Here is a 19,283-nt window from a genome sequence, read left to right on the forward strand (position 1 = left end):
CAGGGGTTTCTCAACGCGGCGAAGCGCTCAGGGGCAGGACTCGTCCGGCATCGCCTCGACGAACTTCACTCCTGCGGGCGGATCATGTCGGAGGCGGCCAGGGAGGCGAGTGCTGTGCGGAACTGCGGGCGGCGCTGCTCGGGAATGCGCGCCAGCGCCTCTTCGACGCTGGCGTGCTCGTCGAGCTCGCGGACCAGTTCCACCAGTTCGGGAACCTTCAGGAACGACAGCTTCCGGTTGCCGAAGTGGTACGCGAGCGCCCCGAAGGGTTCGGGGCGCAGCGCGACCTGCGGATTCAACCGGTAGCCGCGGCTGATGTCGAACTCCGCGGCGGCCACGATCAGTAGACCCCGCACATCCCGTCGATGGAGACCTCCTCGACCAGGAGTTCCTCCTCGACGACGGGCTCGTTTCCGGTGCTCTGTTCGATCTGCTGGTCAGCCATGCGATGCTCCTCACAGTGTCGAGCTACCATCGACACGGTATTTGCACCGAGTGCATTTTCACAAGACGTGGAGCGGGATCCGTTGCGGCATGACACATCTGGAGTACAGCGAACGGGTGGGCGCCGAAAGGTCACCACCGCAGCGGAACTGGAGCAGGTCGCCTTCGACCTCTTCGACGAACAGGGCTTCGAACGCACCACGGTCACCGACATCGCGGCCGCCGCCGGCATCGCGCGGCGCACGTTCTTCCACTACTTCCCGTCGAAGAACGACATCCCGTGGGGCGACTTCGACGCGGGCCTGGAGCGGATGCGCGCCGAGTTCCGCGCGCTGCCGGGCGATCTCCCGCTGATGGACGCGGTGCGGCACTGCCTCGTGGAGTTCAACCGGGTCCCGGACGAGAAGGCCCCCGACCACCGCAGGCGGATGCGGCTGATCCTGGGAGTGCCCGCGCTGCAAGCGCATTCGACGCTGCGCTTCGAGGCCTGGCGCGAGGTGGTGGCCGAATACGTCGGCCACCGCCTCGGCCAGCCGTCAACCGCGCTGACCCCGCAGACCATCGCGCACGCGACGCTGGGCGTGGCGCTGTCGGCGTACCAGCACTGGCTAGATCATCCCGAGCAGGACCTCTCGGGCCTGCTCGACGCGGCGATGCGCGAACTCGCGCTCGCGCACACCGCTCAGTAGTCGGCGTCGGTGTAGCGGATCAGGCCGCGCAGGTTCTTGCCGGCCATCATGTCGGCGTAGCCGGTGTTGATGTCCTCCAGCTTGTACTCGGTGGTGATCAGCTCGTCGAGCTTGAGGGTGCCGTTGCGGTAGTGCTCCAGCAGTCGCGGGATCTGGGTGCGCGGGCTGACCCCGCCGAAGATCGCGCCCTGCAACCGCTTCTGCAGCAGGGTGAGCTCGAACAAGCTCACCTGGGCGTCGATCTGATCGGCCCGCCCCATGCCGGTGACCACGACCTGACCGCCCTTCTTGGTCATCGACAACGCCGGCTGCAGGTGCTCACCGGTGGTCTCGCCGATGCAGATCAGCACGCTGTCGGCCAGCTGACCCCAGGTCAGCTCCCCGACCGCTTCGTGCGCCTCGGCCATCGAGGCGAAGGAGTGCGTGGCGCCGAGCTCCTCGGCCTTGGTCCGCTTGAACTCCACCGGGTCCACGGCCACGACGTAGCGCGCACCCGCCGCCGCGGCTCCCTGCACGGCGTTGATGCCGACGCCACCGCAGCCCACGACGACCACGGTGTCACCGGTGCGCGTCTCGCCGATCTCGGTGGCCGTCCCCCAGCCCGTCGACACGCCGCAGCCCAGCAGCGCGGCCTTCTCCAGCGGGATGTCCTTCTCGATGGTGAGCACCGACGCCTGGTTGACCGTCACGTACGGCGCGAAGGTGCCCAGCAGGCACATCGGCGCGGCGGGCTTGCCCTGGTAGGAGATGCGGTGACCCCCGGAGATCGCCTCTCCGGACAGCAGGCCCGCGCCTGCGTCGCAGAGGTTCTGCATCCCCTTCGCGCACGCGCGACACCGGCCGCAGCCGGGGATGAAGGTCAGCACCACGTGGTCGCCTTCCTCGATCCCGGTGACCCCGGCACCCACCTTGGTGACCACACCGGCACCTTCGTGCCCACCGACGGCGGGGTAGATCGCCATCGGGGTGGCGCCGGTCCGCAGGTGCTCGTCCGAGTGGCACAGGCCCGAGGCCGCGAGCCTCACCTGCACTTCGCCCTCGATCGGATCGCCCAGTTCGATCTCTTCGATTTCCCAGTCTTTGCCCGGCTCGTGCAGGATCGCGGCCTTCGTCTTCATAACCACTCCTCGTCGAGTGCGGAAGAACATGCGCATCCGAGAATGAGAACCCGGTCACACCGAAGTCAATGCCGCGATCGAACGATCAGCAGCGGTGCCGGTGTGTGGTGGATCAGCTTGTGGCTGGTCGAGCCCAGGTGAGCGCCCGCGACACCACCACGACCGTGCGCGCCCACGACGACCAGTTGCGCCTCGGTCGAGTGATTGATCAGCGCCGCCACCGGGGAGCCGCGCCCCACGATCCGCTCGACCTCGACGCCGGGGAACCGCTCCCGCCAGCCGGCCATGACCTCGGCGAGGAAGCGCTGCTCCTGCTCCGCGACCTCCTCGCTCGGCAACCTGCTGCGCAGCCACTTCAGGTCGATGCCGACGATCTCCCAGGTGTGCACCACGTGCAGCGGTTCGCCGAGCGTGTCGGCCAGCCGGAAGGCCTGCGCGAGCACCGGCGCGGCGGATTCGGCGTCGTCCACACCGGCCACGATCGGGCCGGCCGTCGGGAACGTGGGCGGGTCGCCGACGTCCGGCACGACCGCGACCGAGCCGAGCGCGTGCGCGGCGACCTTGACCGCGACCGCACCCGCCAGCAGGCCGGTGAACCCGCCGAAGCCCCGGTCGCCGACCACCAGCAGCTCGGCGGCGGCGGACTCGGCGACGAGCACCCGCTCGGGCGGACCCGGGATCGCCGCGGAGGTCACGTCGACGTCGGGCTGGTCGGACCGGACGCGCTCGGCGGCGTCGGCGAGCCAGTGGGCGACCTGCGCGCGCACGTGCTCCTCGCCCGGATGTGCGGTCGGGTCGGCGTAGACGATCCGCAGGCCGCAGCCGCGCCGCGCCGCCTCGCGCGCCGCCCAGGCCGCGGCGTTGCGCGCCACCGCCGAACCGTCGACTCCCACCACGACGTTCATCACGGCCTCCCCGGTCGTCCCCGTTCCAGGGTCGTCGACCGGGGCGCGACGCGCCTGCCGGATCAGACCGGCAGGCGACCCGGGACGAGCAGTTCGGTGTTGCGGTCGGTGTAGGAGCCGAGCCGGCTCAGGTCGGTGTGCGGGTCGTTGAACGACAGCTCCCGGTACAGCGCGGCCAGCCCGGCGGGCGAGCGGTCGTCGTAGTCGGCCTGGTAGGGGCTGTCGGCCTCGATCAAGGTCGTGAACAGCGACAACGTGCCGTCGCGGTTGTCGGCGATCTCGATGGTCCTGGCCAGCTGCGGGAAGTCGACGTGCGACGCGGTGTTGATCTCCCAGAAGCCGCGTTCGGGCTCGTCGGCGGCGTGCGGCGTGATGGTGTTGCGGTGGGTGTGGCCGTTGACCCAGGCCAGCACGTTGGGGAACCGCTGGAGCAGCCGGACCACGCCGTCCCCGCCCACGCGGGCCTCGCCGGGTGAGCGGAAGTCGGGCCACAGGGCGGTCATCGTGTCCGAGGTGTGGTGGCTGAACAGCACGAACAGCTCGTCGGTGGCGTCCCGGCTCTGCTCGCGGCCGAGCTCGTCGTAGTAGGTGGAGCTGCCCCGGGTCAGCACGTCCTGCAACCACCGGTACTGGGTCAACCCGATCGAGCCCTCCGCCAGACCGGCGGTGTTGGTGCTGTCCATCGCGATCCCGGTGACGCCCGGGGCGATGCGGAAGGTGTAGTACGGCTTGGGATCCGCGGAGTCGAACCCGTGGCCGATCGGTCCTGGCCCGGTGTTGGCCTCGTCGAGGTGAGCGGCGATGAACTGCTCGGTGGTGAAGGGGTGCCGCCGCTCGTCGGGCGTCACGGTGCGCACGATGGTGTTGCCGTCGAGCACCATCCGGCCCGACGCCTCCCGCGTGCCGTGCAGCATCTCGGCGACGGCGGCGGCCTCCCGCTCATCGCGCCCGATGATCTTGCGGTCGCCGGTGTACCAGTCGTTGACGCGCGGGATGACCTGGTCGGCCAGGGTTCCCATGACGCTGTTGTCGTGGTTGCCGAACACGGCGTACCACGGGATGTCCAGACCGGGGCTGGCGAAGGGCTGGAGCGCGTCGGTCAGCAGCCCGGGGAGCACGGGGAACCCGGCCTCGCGGAAGCGGTCCTCGACACCGCCTTCGGGGTGCCAGTACAGCGGGTCGCCGGAGTCCTGGACCCCTTCGTAGTGGGCGGCGCCGGTGTTCTGCGCGATCCGCCCTCCGTTGAGGACGGCGAAGTACCAGTCGAGCTCGGCGAACTCGTGGTTGTCGGTGCTGTCACCGGTGGTGATCATGAAGTCCATCGGCGCCCCGGTGACCGGGCCGGTGCGCAGCGCGTTGACCCGCTGCACCAGGTGCGCGGCGGCCAGCGCGCCCAGCGTCTCCTGCGGCCGGAACGCCCCACCGGCCAGCGGGTGCAGGTACTCGAAGCGGGCCGGGCTCTGCGCGTCGGTCACGTGCAGGTCGGTGAACTGGGTGAACGCGGTGATCGGAACCCGCCGGTCGACCCGGCCCGGGTCGGCCACTGCGAGCTCGGTCCGCACGACCTGCGGCCAGCCCGGTCCGGCGATCAGCCGCCGGTAGCCCTCGCCCCCGGAAGCGGGTTGCGCGGCCCCCTCCAAGGTCGTTCGGGCTGGTCGGGGGCTCGCGGAAGCGGAGCCGACGCCCAGTGCCATGCCCGTGATGCCCGCGGCCAGCATGAAGCCGCGCCTGCTCAAGTCCGCCATACCCAGTCCTCTGATCGCGCCGGAACTGATCAGAAAATCTTTCATGTTTGGCGGATGCGGAACACCTCAGTTCAGGTGAAAACCCGGGAAACAACACTCGAACGGCTCAGCCGAGGTCACTTGCGCGCGCCGTCAGCACCACCCGCGCAGCTCTTGCCGCCGGGCGAACGACAGCCCGGCCATCACCCCAGGACGCCGGTCGGCAGCACGGCGTGGACTCCCCAGGTCTGGTTCGCGATCTGGGTGATGCGCAGGTCGACCGTCGCGCTGGCCAGCGCCAGCGCCGCACCGCGGTCGAGGGCCTGCTCGATCTGCAGCCAGTCGACCATCGCGCTCAACGCGGTGGCGGTGGCCTCGTTGAGGTCGGTGTCGAAACCGAACGTGACCAGGCCTGACGGGGTTTCGGCGTGGATGCCGGGAACCGGGCGGTCCACGACCAGGTCCAGCCGCACCCGGGTCGTCATGCCGCACTCGATGGCGGTGCCCCCGACCTCGCCGTCGCCCTGCCGGGCGTGGCCGTCGCCGAGCAGCAGCATCGCGTCCGGAACCGTGACCGGCAGGTACAGGGTCGATCCGGCGACGAGCTCGCGGCAGTCGATGTTGCCGCCGCCTTCAGGGCGCGGCGGGATCGTCGAGTGCTCACCGGGTTCCTCCGGCGGCATGCCGACCACACCGAGGAACGGCGCGAGCCGCACGGTGTGCCCGTGCTGGTCGGTGCCGGTCTCGCCGTCGAGCTCCCACAGCAACCAGGTCCGCTCGGCGTCGTCCACGCGCAGCCGGCGCATCAGCCAGTCGTCCTTGCCCGCGGTCGCCGTCCACCCCCACCCGGCGGGGGTGAGCTCCTCGAAGTGCACCGCCAGCACCATCCCGGGCTTGGCACCGCGCACGGCGATCGGGCCGGTCAGGCAATGCCCCCGCCGCTCGGCGAACAGGGTGGGCTGCTGCTCCCCCGGCACCTCCTGGCGCCGCAGGAATCCGCTGGAGTCCAGCGACTCCACCGTCACGACGTCCCCGGCCTCCACGGTGAGCACCGGTGCGGTGTCCCGGCTGAACACGTCGACGACGCTGCCCGCCTCGGCCCGAACCTCGAAAGAACCCACCACGACCTCCGCCCCCTGGAACTCCCATCACCCAACCAGGACGCACGCTCCTGGCCAAGTGGGGGAGCCCACGTCAGCGATGCGTCACGTCGAGGGCGGCCCGGATGATGGTGCCGGTGTCGAGACCGTGGTGGCGGTAGACGTCTTCGAGCGATCCGGACTGGCCGAAGCCGGTGACGCCCAAGTGGACGGCCGGAACCCGGTTGACTCCGGCCAGGAACGCCAGCGCGTGCGGGTGTCCATCCAGGACGGTGACCATCGGGCGCGCCCGGTCGGCCGGGAAGACCTGGTCCAGCACGCCTCGGTCGGCATCGCCCCGATGAGCCCGGAACAGCAGGCCCGCGCTCGTCACGCACACGACGTCGGCGCCGATCCCCTGCTCGGCCAGCCGGTCGGCCGCAGCCAGCGCCTCGGTCATCAGCGCACCCATGCCCACCAGCGTCACCTGCGGGTCGGCGTCGCGCCGCAGCGCGTAGGCGCCTCCGACGACCTGCCTGCGGCGGCGTTCGCGGGCCGCCGGATCGGCGGGCACCGACGCCAGCGACTGGTCCACCGGACGCGTCGACAGCCGCAGGTAGGACGAGGATCCACCGGGCTTGCCGAGCTGCGACATGGCCTCCAGCAGGCACCACTCGGTGTCGACGGCGAAGGCGGGCTCGTAGCTCGTCACGCCGGGCTGCTCCAGCCCGATCGAGGGCGTGCCGACCGACTGGTGCGCGCCGCCTTCGGGCGCCAGGCTCACCCCGGACGGCGTGCCGACCAGGATCGACTGCCCGCCGCCGTACACGCCGAACGACCACGGCTCCAGCGCGCGCCCCAGGAAGCAGTCGTAGACCACGCCGATCGGCAGCAGCGGCTGGCCCCACCGGCTCCAGGTCGAGCCGAGCTCGCCGAGCAGGCTGACCAGGTTGGTCTCGGCGATGCCCAGCTCGATGTGCTGACCGGCGGGTCGTTCCCGCCAGTGCAGGATGGTCTCGGCGTCGTCGGCGAACCAGTCGACGCGCTCCGACGGGGACCACACGCCGACCTTGTTGAGCCAGCCACCGAGGTTGGTGGTCGAGCTGACGTCGGGGGCCAGCGTCACGATCCGCTCGGCCGCCTCCGGCGACTCACGGGTCAGGTCCAGCAGCGTGCGCCCCAGCGCCGCCTGCGTCGTGGTCGTCCCGCTCGGCGTGCGCCCGATGTCGGTGGGCAGCTTCGGCGGCTTGACGCGGGCGCGTTCGCGGCGGCGCAGCCGGGAAGCCGTTTCCGCGCAGCGCTTCCCAGCCGGGCTGTCGTCGGCGAAGCGGTGCCACGGGTCGTCGAGGTCGGCGCCGACCTGCCCGGCCAGCTGCCGCATCTGCTCCTCGCCCAGCAGCGAACCGTGGTTCTGCGGGTGCCCCTCGGTCGCCAGGCCGTAGCCCTTGATGGTGTAGGCGAAGATGACCGTGGGCCGGGTGTCGTCGATGGCCTTGAACGCCGAGTCCAGCGCGTCCAGGTCGTGCCCGCCCAGGTTGCGGATGGCCACCGCCAGCGTCTCGTCGTCCACATCGGACAGCAGTCGCTCGCTCGCGTTGTCCCCGGCCGGAATCCGCTCCCGCAGCTGCTGCGGGGTGCAGCGCAGCAGGCGCTGGTACTCGGGGTTGCTCATGCCGTCGATGCGCTCGCGCAGCGCCGCGCCGCCGGGGCGGGTGAACAGCTCCTCCAGCACCTGCCCGTACTTGAGGGTAATGACCTGCCAGCCCGCGGCGGTGAACATGCCCTGCAGCCGGTTCGCGGCGATGTTGGGCACGACGCGGTCCAGCGACTGCCGGTTGAGGTCGACGATCCAGACGACCTCGCCCAGGTCGGCGACGGTCGGGTCGAGGATGGCCTCCCAGCAGGCGCCTTCGTCGAGCTCGGCGTCGCCGAGCAGGGAGTACTGGCGTCCGGTGCCCGCCCCTCCGCCGTGGGTGTCGACGTAGCGGCGGGCCACCGCGCCCCAGATCGGCGCGGTGGCGCCGATGCCGACCGAACCGGTGGAGTAGTCGGCCGGGTCGGGGTCCTTGGTGCGGCTCGGGTAGCTCTGCACACCGCCGTAGGAGCGCAGCGTGGTCAGGTGCTTCTCGTCGAGCGAGCCGAGCAGGTAGTTGATCGCGTGCAGCACTGGCGAGGCGTGCGGCTTGACCGACACGCGGTCGGCGGCGGTGAGGTGCTCGAAGTACAGCGCGGTCATGATCGAGACCATCGAGGCGCAGGACGCCTGGTGCCCGCCGACCTTGAGCCCGGAGTTGTTCGGCCGCACCCTGTTGGCGTGGTCGATCATCGCGGTCGCCAGCCACAGCACCCGCTGCTCGACCTCACGCAGATCCGCCGTCTCGGTGCGCGCCGGTACCAGGCTCGTCATCACGCCTCCTCGCGTTGCCACATTGCGCTCAGAAGAACACCAAGACAAGAATCACTGCACAAGACCCGACCGGCGAATCGAGCAATCTGCTCACCCGGCCGGGCCGGAACGACCGACGAGGTGAACAGATTGCCCACCGCCGAGCCGCTCGACGACATCGACATCCGGCTCCTGCTGGCCCTGCGCGAGGAACCGCGGGCGACCGTGGTCGCGCTGGCCGATCGAGTCGGGCTGTCCCGCAACACGGTTCAGGCGAGGCTGGCGAAGCTGGAACCGAAACTCGGTTCGTTCGAACGCCGCATCGACCCGGCGACGCTCGGCTACCCGCTGACCGCGTTCATCACCGTCCAGGTCACCCAGCAGCACCTCGACCGGCTGGCCGGCGCGCTGGCCGAGATCCCGGAGGTGGTGGAGGTTTTCGGCCTCACCGGCGACTCGGACCTCTTGGTGCGCGTGGTCGCCACCGACGCCGACCAGCTCTACCGCATCGCGGGGCGCGTCCTCGACACCCCCGGCGTGGAGCGCACCAGCTTCTCGCTGGCCATGCGCACCCTCGTCGACTTCCGCCTGACCCCGCTACTCGCGGACAAGCTCCGCCCGAACGCCCAGTAGCCGGACCGGGCGGTCCAGCGGGAACCGGCCCAGCGCCTGCTGAGCGGCGACGTCGATGGGTTCGAAGTCCCTGGTGGGTTCGGCGAGCGTGACGCCGTGGGTGTGGGTGGCGAAGCGGGAGTCGCGCACCTTGACCACCACCCGGCGGGCCAGCGTGTCGTCGGCGGCCAGGTCCTCGGAGACCTGGTGGGACAGGCGGGTGATCTCGGCGCGCATCGGCTCGACCTCGCGCAGGTCCCGCTGGAAGGTGACCTCGCGGCCGTGCGAGCGGGCGCGGAACGGCTCGTCGCTGACCGGGGTGGAGTCGTAGCCGTGCGCGAGCGCCACCAGCCACGGTCCGATGTTGGGGCCGAACTCGCCCGCCAGGTCCGCCATCGGAGTGCGGGCCAGCTCGGCCACGGTGGCGATTCCCCGGGCGGCGAGCTTCTTGGCGGTCTTGGCACCCACCCCTTGCAGCGCGTCGGTGGGCTTGTCGGCCATCACCTCGACCCAGTTGGTCACGTCCAGCCGGAACACCCCGGCCGGTTTTCCCATGCCCGAGGCCAGTTTCGCGCGCAGCTTGTTGTCGCCGATGCCGATCGAGCAGTTCAGCGCGGTGCGCTCGCGCACGTAGCGCTGGACGTAGCGGGCGGTGTCGACGGCGTCCTCGGCGTCGACGAGCATGAACGCCTCGTCCCAGCCGATGACCTCCAGGACCCCGCCCAGCTCGCCGAGCGCGGTCATCACGTCGGCGGAAGCGGCCAGGTAGGTCTCGCGGTCGGCGGGCAGGAACACCGCCTCCGGGCATCGCGACGCCGCCGTGCGCAGCGGCGTTCCCGACTTCACGCCCTGGGCCCGGGCCTCGTAGGAGGCACCGGCGACCACGCCGCGCTCTGTCGGATCGCCCGAGCCGCCGACCAGCACCGGCTTGCCGACCAGCTCGGGATGCCGCAGCAGTTCCACGGCGACGATGAACTGGTCGAGATCGATGTGCAGCACCACCCGTTCCACGCCGGTCAGCATCGTCGGAAACGCCCGCTCGCGCCAGGTCCCGCGCCGATGCGCGAGACTGTCGTGGTGAGCAAGCGAAGCGCCGGAATCCTGCTGTACCGCCTCGACGGCCCGAGCGTGCTGGTCGTGCACCCGGGCGGTCCGTTCTTCAAGAACAAGGACGAGGGCGCCTGGTCGCTGCCCAAGGGCGAGTACGAGCCCGACGAGGACCCGAAGGCCGCGGCCCTGCGCGAGTTCACCGAGGAGACCGGCATGTCGCTGCACGACCGCGAACTGCTGCCGCTCGGCGAGGTCCGGATGCGCAGCGGCAAGGTCATCACCGCCTGGGCCGCCGAAGGCGATTTCGACGTGGACTCGTTGCGCAGCAACACCTTCGAGATCGAGTGGCCGCCCCGGTCCGGTCGCCGCGAGCCCTTCCCCGAGGTCGACCGCGCCCTGTGGTGCGATCTCGACACCGCCCGCGAGAAGCTCAACGCCGCCCAGGCCGCTTTCGTCGACCGGCTCGTCGAACAGCTCCAGGCCCCCGGGGAGTCGTGACGCGTCGCGAGGCGGTTTCCGGCAATCTCGGAGAAACGGGCGTGCCCGTGCCGGATACTGCTGCGATGGACCGGATCGAACCGCCGCTGATCGGCGGCGAACGCGAGACCCTCGTCGGTTTCCTCGACTACCAGCGCGCCACCCTCGCCAGGAAGTGCGCGGGACTCGACGATGGCCGGCTGCGGAAGCCGGCCGCACCACCGTCGGACCTGACGTTGCTCGGCTTGGTCAGGCACATGGCCGACGTGGAGCGCGCCTGGTTCCGGCGGTGCGTCAACGGCGAGCCCGACCTGCCCCGGGTGTGGGGTGATTTCCAGGACGCCTTCGACGTCGCCGAGGCGGATTCCGCCGAGGCGTTCAGCGCCTGGGAGGCCGAGGTCGAGCGGGCTCGCGAGATCGAGCCCGCGGTGGGATCGCTCGAGTCGGCGTTCCCCCGGCCCGGGTGGGACGAGGCCTTCTCGCTGCGGTTCGTGCTGGTCCACATGATCGAGGAGTACGCCCGCCACAACGGTCACGCCGACCTGCTGCGCGAGGCCATCGACGGCAGCACCGGCGAATAACGCGATCAGGCCCCGCCCGGAGTCGCCGGACGGGGCCTGACCTGCACGATCCTCACGCCTCCAGGGACTTCTCCCGCGTCTCGCGGCTGGCCAGCAGCGCGATCAGGGTGACCGCGCCGGCCACCGCGAGGTAGACGCCGACCCAGCCCAGCCCGTAGGAGCCGGCCAGCCAGGTGGCGATGTAGGGCGCGACCGAGGCGCCCAGCAGGCTGGCCAGGTTGTAGGACACCGAGGCACCGGTGTAGCGCACCGCGGTCGGGAACAGCTCGGGCAGCAGCGCGCCCATCGGACCGAAGGTCATGCCCATCAGGCCGAGGCCGACCACCAGGAACAGCACCGTTGCCGTGGTCGAGTGGGTGCCGAACCACGGGCCCATGAGCAGGCCGAACACGATGATCGCGAGGGTGGTGACCACCAGCGTGGAACGCCGGCCGTAGCGGTCGGCCAGCAGACCGGCCACCGGCACCGTCAGGCCGAAGAACACCACGCCGACCAGCAGCATCACCAGGAACGTCGAGCGCTCGTAGCCCAGACCCGAGTCGGAGGTGCCGTAGGACAGCGAGAACACCGTCATCAGGTAGAACAGCACGTAGGTCGCCAGCATGATGAACGTGCCCAGCACCAGCGCCTTGAAGTCGGTGCGGAAGACCTGCACGAACGGCACCTTGGCGCGCTCGTTGTTCTCCAGCACCTTCGCGAACGCCGGCGTCTCGTTCAGGCTCAGCCGCACCCACAGGCCGACGATCACCAGCACCGCCGAGACCAGGAACGGGATCCGCCAGCCCCACGAGGCGAACGCGGCGTCGGACATGACGCCGGAGAGGATCAGGAACAGGCCGTTGGCGAAGAAGAACCCGATCGGCGCGCCCAGCTGGGGGAACGTCCCGAACAGCGCCCGCTTGCGCGGCGGCGCGTTCTCGGTGGCCAGCAACGCCGCGCCACCCCACTCGCCGCCCAGGCCCAGGCCCTGCCCGAACCGGCACAGCGCCAGCAGCAGCGGCGCCACGATGCCGATCTGCGCGTAACCGGGCAGCAGGCCGATCAGCACGGTCGAGATGCCCATGGTCAGCAGCGACGCCACCAGGGTCGCCTTGCGGCCGATGCGGTCGCCGAAGTGGCCGAACAGCGCCGAGCCCACCGGCCGGGCGACGAAGGCGATGCCGAAGGTCGCCAGCGAGTTCAGCGTGGCCGCCGTCTCGTCACCCGCGGGGAAGAACAGCTTCGGGAAGATCAGCACCGCGGCCGTGGCGTAGACGTAGAAGTCGTAGAACTCGATCGAGGTGCCCACGAGGCTGGCGAGCACGACCTGTCGGGTCGAGTTGCGTGGGGTCTTCGACCCCGGATCCCCGGAACCTCGCACCTGCGAGGTGTGGCCGACAGCCATGGCGCCGAACCTCCTGATTAACACGAACGGACGAACGACACTCTAAACCGTCGGCGACCACGTCCCGAGACGGGGTTCCCGCATGCTGGACGCTCAGGAAGCGAGGAACTCCATGATCAGCGCAGTGACCCGTGCCGGGTTGTCCTCCTGGACGAGGTGTCCGGCCTGTGGGATCCACTCCAGCCGGGCGTGCGGGATGCGCCGCGCCAGCTCGCGGGCCCGATCCGCCGGGAGCCAGGTGTCGTTCTCGCCCCAGCCGACGAGCACCGGGCAGTCCAGGTCGCCGTAGCGGTCCTCGACCTCCCGGGTGTAGCGCTCATCGGCCTGGGCGATCTGCCGGTAGAAGGCGGGCTGGCCGTCCTCGCCGAGCCACGGCGCCACCATCCGGTCCAGCACGTCGGGCCGCAGCTCGCGGTGCGCGGCGGTGGTCAGGTAGCCGCGCACCAGCGACTCGTGCAGGTGCGGCGGCAGCGCGGCGAAGACCTCGGCGTTGGCGTTGACCAGGCGGAAGAACTCCGAACCCCAGGGCCGGACGCTCACCGCGTCCAGCAGCGCCAGCCGCCGGTAACGCACCCCGTCCAGCAGAGCGCTGCGCAGCGACACCGCGCCGCCGAAGTCGTGGGCGATCACCGAGGGCTCGTTGAGCCCGCAGTGCCGCAGCCACCCGGTGAACACCTCCTGCTGAGCGGCCAGCGACACGTCCTGCCCCTCGAACTTCGCCGAGCTGCCGTAGCCGGGCATGTCCCACAGGTGGACGCGGTACCGGGCGCTCAGCGCGTTGGCGACGTCCCGCCACACGAAGGAGGAGAAGGGCGTTCCGTGCATGAGCACGACGGTCTCCCCCTCCCCGAAGCTGTCCCACCGCACCGCCCCGTGCGGCGACTCGTACACCTCGGCGAGTTCCCAACTCATCCAGACCTCCGCACCCATCGCACCCCTGACCAGGGCGATTCGAATTTCGCGCGAAATTCGAGCCCGAACTTCGCCGCTCGAATTTCGCGCGAAATTCGAATCGGAGCCCGAAACCGCGCCTCAGACGACCGCTTCTTCTTCGTCCGGTGTGTCGTCGCCGCGGACCGGCAGGGCTCCGAAGGCCGCCGGCGGCTCCTGCCAGCACGTCGCCGCAGCACCGTCGCGGATGGCCTGCCAGACGCGTTCGGGCGTGGTGGGCATGTCGATGTGGCGCACGCCCAGGTGCTTGACGGCGTCCACGACGGCGTTCTGCACCGCCGGGGTGGAGCCGACCGTCGCCGATTCACCGATCCCCTTGGCGCCCAGCGGGTTCAGCGGCGTCAGCGTCTCGGTGTTGGACACCTCGAAGGACGGCAGGTCCGCCGCCGAGGGGATCGCGTAGTCGGCCAGGGTCGCGGTCTCCGGGTTGCCGTCGGCGTCGAAGGTGACCTCCTCCCACAGCGCCTGGGCGATGCCCTGCGCGGCGCCGCCGTGCTGCTGGCCGCGCACCAGCATCGGGTTGAGAACCCGGCCGCAGTCGTCGACGGCGATGTGCCGCAGCGGCGTGACCTGCCCGGTCTCGACGTCGACCTCGACGACCGAGACGTGCCCGCCGAACGGGAACGTCGCCCCGCCCGGGGCGAAGTCGACGTTGGCCGCCAGCCGCTCGCCCTCCTGCGCCGCGGCCTCGACCAGCTCGGCCCAGGCCACGGTCGCGCTCGGCACACCGGCCACCCCCAGCGCACCGCCGTCGGTGACCTCGATGTCGTCCACGTCGGCCTCCAGCTTCGAGGCCGCGATCTCCTTGGCCCGCCGCAGCACCTCCGTGCCCGCCTCGCGCACCGCGCTGCCGCCGATCTGCAGCGAGCGGGAACCGCCGGTGCCACCGCCGCGCGGCACCTCGGCGGTGTCGGACTGCACGAACTCGATCGCGTCCATCGGTATGCCGAGCGTGTCGTTGACGATCATCGCGAACGCGGTCGCGTGCCCCTGGCCGTGCGCGGAGGTGCCGACCCGGATGCGGGCGCCCTCGGCGTGCACCTCGACCTCGGCGTACTCGCCGGCACCACCACCGGTGATCTCGACGTAGGCGCTGACCCCGATGCCCAGCAGCCTGTGCTCCCCGGCCTCGATGCGGCGAGCCTGCTCGGCGCGCAGCTCGTCGTAGCCGGCCAGCCGCAGCGCCTCGTCGAACGGCACCGCGTACTCGCCGCTGTCGTAGGTGGCGCCGGTCAGCGTCTTGTACGGGAAGCTCTCCGGGACCAGGAAGTTCTTGCGCCGCAACGCGACCGGGTCCACGTCCAGCTCGGCGGCGGCCAGGTCCATGATCCGCTCCATCATCGCCGCGGCCTCGGGGCGCCCGGCCCCGCGGAAGGCACCGACGGGCGTGGTGTTGGTCAGCGAGGCGATGCCGTCGTAGCTGATCTTGGGGATGTCGTAGACGGCCTGCGCCATGGTCCGCGTCGGGCCCAGCGCCAGCGAACCGCCGAAACCGGCGTAGGCGCCGCAGTCCCCGACGACCCGGCAGCGCATCCCGACGATCGAGCCGTCGCGGCGCAGTCCCAGCTCCACGTACTGCACCTGGCCGCGTCCGTGCGGCATTCCCTGCATGTTCTCCGAGCGCCCCTCGATCCAGCGGACCGGGCGTCCCAGCTTCAGGGCGAGCCCGACGGCCACCACGTGCTCGGAGATCGCCCCGGCCTTGCCGCCGAAGCCGCCGCCGACGTGCGGCGAGATCACCCGCACGCGGTCGTCGTCGAACCCGAACGCCTTGGCCAGACCGCTGCGCACGCCGTGCGGCATCTGGGTCGAGACGTGCACGGTGATGTCGTGGTCCGCGTCGGGCCCGCCCGGTTGCACCGCGACGGCGTTGCCCTCCAGCGGGACGACGGCGACGCGCTGGTTCTCGATGCGGGCCCGCACCACCACGTCCGCGCCGTCGAGCACCGAGTCCCCCGCCGCGTCGCGGTATCCGGCGGCGATGTTCGATCCGAGGTCGGGGAACTGCCGCTCGGCGTCGTCGTCCAGCGCGCGCTCCATGTCGGCGACCACCGGCAGTTCTCGGTAGTCGACGTCGACGAGCTCGATCGCGTCGGCGACGGCCGCGGCCGACTCGCCCACGATGACCGCGACCGGCTCTCCGACGAAGCGCACCCGGTCGGTGGCCAGCGGCGGCCGGACGACCTCCGGGTTGACCTCCACGAACGGCGCGGGTACCGGGAGGTCCAGGTCGGCGGCGGTGTAGGCGCCGACGACACCCGGCGCCTCGGCGGCCGCGGAGACGTCGATCCCGGCGATCTCGGCGTGCGCGAGGTGGGAGCGCACGAAACCGATGTGCAGCAGCCCTTCCACCCCGAGGTTGCCGATGTAGGTGCCCCGGCCGCGCAGCAGATCCGGATCTTCGACGCGCTGAACCTCGGTCCCCAGCAATGAACCCACCATGCGAAAAACCCTATCCCTCCGGACGAACACCGGCAGCGGTCGAAAACCGCGGCGCCGACAGGTGATCAACCGAGCAAGCGGAAGGAAAATTCCCCGTCTCGCACCATCGATTGACCGGCTGTGTTCGCGTGGGTAGCTTTTCACAACCTCACAAAAACTTTCACACACGTGAAAATTCGACGCCTCTTGCCTCACCTCTAGGCACAAGGGAGTGCCCGATGGGAACCAAGGTCGCGAGCGCCAACGCCGATCCCTACCTCCTCACCGCAGACGGCATCAAGGAGCCGCCCACCGGATGGGCCGGGAGCCTGCGCTATCTCGGCCCCGGACTGATCGTCAGCGCCTCGATCGTCGGATCCGGCGAACTCATCGCCACCACCGCTCTCGGCGCGAAGGTGGGATTCGTCCTGCTGTGGATGGTGATCCTGTCCACCGCCGTGAAGGTCGCCGTGCAGGCCGAACTCGCCCGCTGGACCATCCTCACCGGCAAACCGGCGCTGACCGGTTTCAACGAGGTACCGCCCAAGATCGGCCGCATCGGCTGGATCAACGTGCTGTGGATCCTCATGGCGCTGTCGAAGTTCCTGCAGATCGGCGGCATCGTCGGCGGCACCGCCTCGGCCCTGAGCATGCTCATCCCGGTCGGCGGTGAACCCCTGAGCGCCACCTCGCTGGGCGTGTGGACGGTCATCGTCGTGGCCGGCAGCATCGCGCTGCTGTACTCCAACAGCTACAACCTCATCGAACGCGGCGCGTTCGCGCTGGTCGTGGTGTTCTCGATCGCCACCGTGGTCATCGCGCTGGGACTGCCGTTCACGCCGTTCAGCTACGGCGGCGACGACGTGCTCAGCGGCCTGACCTTCACCATCCCGGCGGGCGCGATCGGGGCCGCGGTGGCGATGTTCGGCATCACCGGCGTCGGCGCCGACGAGATCACCTTCTACACCTACTGGTGCGTGGAGAAGGGCTACGCCCGCTGGGTCGGCCCCAACGACGGCAGCCCCGAGTGGAAGGCGCGCGCCCAGGGCTGGATCCGCGTGATGTACAAGGACGTCTTCGTCTCCTGGATCATCTACACGGTCGGCACGCTGGCGTTCTTCATCATGGGCGCGGCGGTGCTCAACCCGCAGGGCCTGGTGCTCGAGGGCAACGAGATGATCACCACGCTCTCGCAGATGTACACCGACGTCATCGGCGAGTGGGCGGCCATCGGCTTCCTGATCGGCGCGATCGCGGTGCTCGGTTCCACCCTGTGGGCCTCGATCCCCAGCTGGTCGCGGATGTACACCAACGTGCTGGCCACGCTCGGCGTGCTCGACTGGAACAACCCGGTGGCCCGCGAGAAGTGGGTCCGCGGGTTCATCGTGGTGCTGCCGATCCTGTGGGGCGCGACGTACCTGTCGATCTCCTCCCCGGTGGTGATGGTGCAGATCGGCGGCGTGGCCACCGGCATCTTCCTGCCCGCTGTGGTCATCGCGACCTGGTACCTGCGCAAGACCCAGGTCGACCCGGAACTGCACGGCGGGCGCTGGTTCAACCTCGTCCTGCTGGTCAGCAGCATCGCGATCACGCTGCTGGGCATCTACAGCCTGCTCAACGTCTTCGGCGTCGAGTTCGGCTGACCAATTCGCTGGACACGGCGGTGACAATCATCGGGTGCCCACGGATGTGAAGGTCATTCCGGCGGCGGTGGACGAGCCGCTCGTCCGAGCCCTGCTGCGCGAGTACACCGACGAGATGGCCAGCCGCTACTACGACCGCCCGGCCACCGAGGCCGAAGTGGACGAGGCGATCGCCGAGGACCCCGACGACGGGTTGCACCCGCCGGCCGGGGTCTTCCTGGTCGCCCGCGACGGACCGGACGTGCTCGGATGCGCGGGGATCCGCGAGCTCACGCCCGGCGTCGCCGAGCTCAAGCGGATGTACGTCCGGCCGGGATTCCGGGCGCGAGGGCTGGGCGGCGTGCTGCTCGACGCGGTCGAGGAGCACGCCACCGCTCTCGGTTACCACGCGATCCGGCTGGACACCCGCTCCGATCTGGTCGAAGCACGTGGGCTGTACGCCAAGCGCGGTTACGTCGAAATCCCGGCTTACAACGACGCCCCCTACGCCTCACACTGGTTCGAGAAGCACCTGTGGAGAGGACGAGTGTTGGGCAACGCTTTCGACGCCGTGACCATCGACGACCTGCGCGCGCGGGGCGGTCTCAAATGGACGCTGCACGGCGACGCGATCGGGGCGTTCGTCGCGGAGATGGACTTCGGCACGGCACCGGCCGTGCTGGACGCCCTGCACTCCGGCGTCGATTCGCTGAACTTCGGCTACCAGCCGCCTCGGCTCGCCGCCGAGATGTCCCGGGCCTGCGCCGAGTACCAGGCCGCGCACCACGACTGGCAGCCGTCCCCCGATCGAGTGCACGCGATCCCCGACGTGATCCGCGCGCTGACGATCACCATCGAGCACTTCAGCGCCCCCGGCAGCAAGGTCATCCTGCCCACGCCCGCGTACATGCCGTTCCTGAAGGTCCCCGGCGGGATGGACCGGGAGCTGATCACCGTTCCGATGGCCCTGGACGGGTTCGCGTTCGACCTCGACGCGCTGGACGCCGCGTTCAAGTCGGGCGGCAACCTGCTGATCCTGTGCAACCCGTACAACCCGCTGGGCCGGGTGTTCACCCCCGACGAGCTGACCGCGATCTGCGAGGTCGTCGACCGCAACGGCGGCCGGGTGTTCTCCGACGAGATCCACGCCCCGCTGGTCTACCGGGGTCACCGGCACGTCCCGTACGCGTCGCTGTCGGACACCGCCGCCGGCCACACGATCACCGCGACCTCGGCGTCCAAGGCGTGGAACCTGCCGGGGCTGAAGTGCGCGCAGCTGATCATCTCCAACGACGCCGACGCGGCGGCGCTGGACGCGTTGGGCCCGCACGCCACCGACGGCGCCTCCAACCTCGGGCTCATCGCCAACACCGCCGCCTACGACTCGGGGCAGCCGTGGCTCGACGAGGTGCTGGACTACCTCGACGGCAACCGCCGGGCGGTCACCTCGCTGCTGGCCGAGCACCTGCCGGAGGTCGGCTACCGGCACCCCGAGGGCACCTACCTGGCGTGGCTGGACTTCCGCGCGCTCGAGCTCGGCGACCACCCCGGCGAGTTCTTCCGCGAGCACGCGGGCGTCGTGCTCACCGACGGCCCCGCGTGCGGTGAGGAGGGACGCGGTCACGCGCGCCTCAACTTCGCCACCCCGCGCCCGATCCTCGAACGCATCGTCCTGAACCTCGCCGAAGCAGTGCGGAACCGCTGATCACGGCCGCAGCGGGCGGTTCCGGTCCGCACTGACCGGACGAATCGGACCTCGGTCCGGACCAGAACCGCACCGCCCGGATCGCACCACCGGAGTTTTCGCCGAAGGGTCGTTCCGGCTTCACCCTCGCCTTAC

At 70.4% G+C, this 19,283-nt stretch carries 17 protein-coding genes; 6 read left to right on the plus strand and 11 right to left on the minus strand.

Features of this window, described 5'->3' with window-relative positions:
* Window positions 1–65: 65 nt before the first annotated feature.
* Complete coding sequence (gene mftB / locus KBO27_RS20720; protein WP_132673719.1) at window positions 66–338, minus strand: mycofactocin biosynthesis chaperone MftB; 273 nt, start codon at window positions 336–338, stop codon at window positions 66–68.
* Window positions 339–340: 2 nt separating this feature from the next.
* Window positions 341–445, minus strand: coding sequence for a mycofactocin precursor MftA (mftA, locus tag KBO27_RS20725; protein ID WP_132673720.1), 105 nt, complete (start codon window positions 443–445; stop codon window positions 341–343).
* Between the two features lie 82 nt (window positions 446–527).
* On the opposite strand from mftA, the gene mftR reads away from it, so the two are divergent.
* Complete coding sequence (gene mftR / locus KBO27_RS20730) at window positions 528–1,133, plus strand: mycofactocin system transcriptional regulator MftR (RefSeq protein ID WP_235876660.1); 606 nt, start codon at window positions 528–530, stop codon at window positions 1,131–1,133.
* Here the strand turns inward: mftR and KBO27_RS20735 are convergent.
* From KBO27_RS20735 to KBO27_RS20755, 5 genes are all read right to left on the minus strand, one after another.
* A complete protein-coding gene (locus KBO27_RS20735) occupies window positions 1,127–2,251 on the minus strand; it encodes an NDMA-dependent alcohol dehydrogenase (RefSeq protein ID WP_210971558.1) in 1,125 nt (374 codons plus the stop codon). The two genes, mftR and KBO27_RS20735, sit on opposite strands and share 7 nt — an antisense overlap.
* A gap of 65 nt (window positions 2,252–2,316) precedes the next feature.
* Window positions 2,317–3,156, minus strand: coding sequence for a universal stress protein (locus KBO27_RS20740; protein WP_210971559.1), 840 nt, complete (start codon window positions 3,154–3,156; stop codon window positions 2,317–2,319).
* 62 nt (window positions 3,157–3,218) lie between these two features.
* On the minus strand, window positions 3,219–4,901 hold the full coding sequence (locus KBO27_RS20745; protein WP_210971560.1) for a TIGR03767 family metallophosphoesterase: 1,683 nt from the start codon (window positions 4,899–4,901) through the stop codon (window positions 3,219–3,221).
* A gap of 182 nt (window positions 4,902–5,083) precedes the next feature.
* Window positions 5,084–6,001 carry an acetamidase/formamidase family protein gene (locus KBO27_RS20750; RefSeq protein ID WP_210971561.1) on the minus strand — a complete coding sequence of 306 codons (918 nt, stop codon included), beginning with the start codon at window positions 5,999–6,001 and terminating at the stop codon, window positions 5,084–5,086.
* 73 nt (window positions 6,002–6,074) lie between these two features.
* Window positions 6,075–8,366, minus strand: a complete 2,292-nt coding sequence (locus KBO27_RS20755) for a transketolase-like TK C-terminal-containing protein (RefSeq protein WP_210971562.1) — start codon at window positions 8,364–8,366, stop codon at window positions 6,075–6,077.
* Between the two features lie 129 nt (window positions 8,367–8,495).
* Between KBO27_RS20755 and KBO27_RS20760 the strand changes: the two genes are divergently transcribed.
* Window positions 8,496–8,978 carry an Lrp/AsnC family transcriptional regulator gene (locus KBO27_RS20760; protein WP_210971563.1) on the plus strand — a complete coding sequence of 161 codons (483 nt, stop codon included), beginning with the start codon at window positions 8,496–8,498 and terminating at the stop codon, window positions 8,976–8,978.
* Here the strand turns inward: KBO27_RS20760 and KBO27_RS20765 are convergent.
* The gene (locus KBO27_RS20765) at window positions 8,943–9,968 is read right to left on the minus strand and encodes a DNA polymerase IV (protein ID WP_307870524.1); all 1,026 of its coding nucleotides are present in this window, start codon (window positions 9,966–9,968) and stop codon (window positions 8,943–8,945) included. The genes KBO27_RS20760 and KBO27_RS20765 overlap by 36 nt on opposite strands.
* Before the next feature lie 63 nt (window positions 9,969–10,031).
* Between KBO27_RS20765 and KBO27_RS20770 the strand changes: the two genes are divergently transcribed.
* Both KBO27_RS20770 and KBO27_RS20775 read left to right on the plus strand, forming a co-directional pair.
* The gene (locus KBO27_RS20770; RefSeq protein ID WP_307870542.1) at window positions 10,032–10,505 is read left to right on the plus strand and encodes an NUDIX hydrolase; all 474 of its coding nucleotides are present in this window, start codon (window positions 10,032–10,034) and stop codon (window positions 10,503–10,505) included.
* A 65-nt stretch (window positions 10,506–10,570) separates the two neighbouring features.
* On the plus strand, window positions 10,571–11,065 hold the full coding sequence (locus tag KBO27_RS20775; RefSeq protein ID WP_210971566.1) for a DinB family protein: 495 nt from the start codon (window positions 10,571–10,573) through the stop codon (window positions 11,063–11,065).
* 52 nt (window positions 11,066–11,117) lie between these two features.
* Here the strand turns inward: KBO27_RS20775 and KBO27_RS20780 are convergent, their stop codons facing one another.
* The 3 genes from KBO27_RS20780 to KBO27_RS20790 all read right to left on the minus strand — a co-directional run bounded on the left by KBO27_RS20780 (window position 11,118) and on the right by KBO27_RS20790 (window position 15,842).
* Window positions 11,118–12,449: an MFS transporter gene (locus KBO27_RS20780; protein WP_210971567.1), complete on the minus strand. Its 1,332-nt coding sequence runs from the start codon at window positions 12,447–12,449 to the stop codon at window positions 11,118–11,120.
* 93 nt (window positions 12,450–12,542) lie between these two features.
* Complete coding sequence (locus KBO27_RS20785; protein WP_210971568.1) at window positions 12,543–13,361, minus strand: alpha/beta fold hydrolase; 819 nt, start codon at window positions 13,359–13,361, stop codon at window positions 12,543–12,545.
* Window positions 13,362–13,481: 120 nt separating this feature from the next.
* A complete protein-coding gene (locus tag KBO27_RS20790; protein WP_210971569.1) occupies window positions 13,482–15,842 on the minus strand; it encodes a xanthine dehydrogenase family protein molybdopterin-binding subunit in 2,361 nt (786 codons plus the stop codon).
* A gap of 218 nt (window positions 15,843–16,060) precedes the next feature.
* Here KBO27_RS20790 and KBO27_RS20795 point away from each other — a divergent pair, with 218 nt between their 5' ends.
* Complete coding sequence (locus tag KBO27_RS20795) at window positions 16,061–17,464, plus strand: Nramp family divalent metal transporter (RefSeq protein ID WP_210971570.1); 1,404 nt, start codon at window positions 16,061–16,063, stop codon at window positions 17,462–17,464.
* A gap of 34 nt (window positions 17,465–17,498) precedes the next feature.
* Window positions 17,499–19,148 (plus strand): aminotransferase class I/II-fold pyridoxal phosphate-dependent enzyme, encoded by a 1,650-nt coding sequence (locus KBO27_RS34655; RefSeq protein ID WP_307870525.1) that lies wholly within the window; start codon window positions 17,499–17,501, stop codon window positions 19,146–19,148.
* Window positions 19,149–19,283 lie beyond the last annotated feature (135 nt).

Source organism: Saccharopolyspora endophytica (assembly GCF_018070075.1).
GTDB lineage: Bacteria > Actinomycetota > Actinomycetes > Mycobacteriales > Pseudonocardiaceae > Saccharopolyspora > Saccharopolyspora endophytica.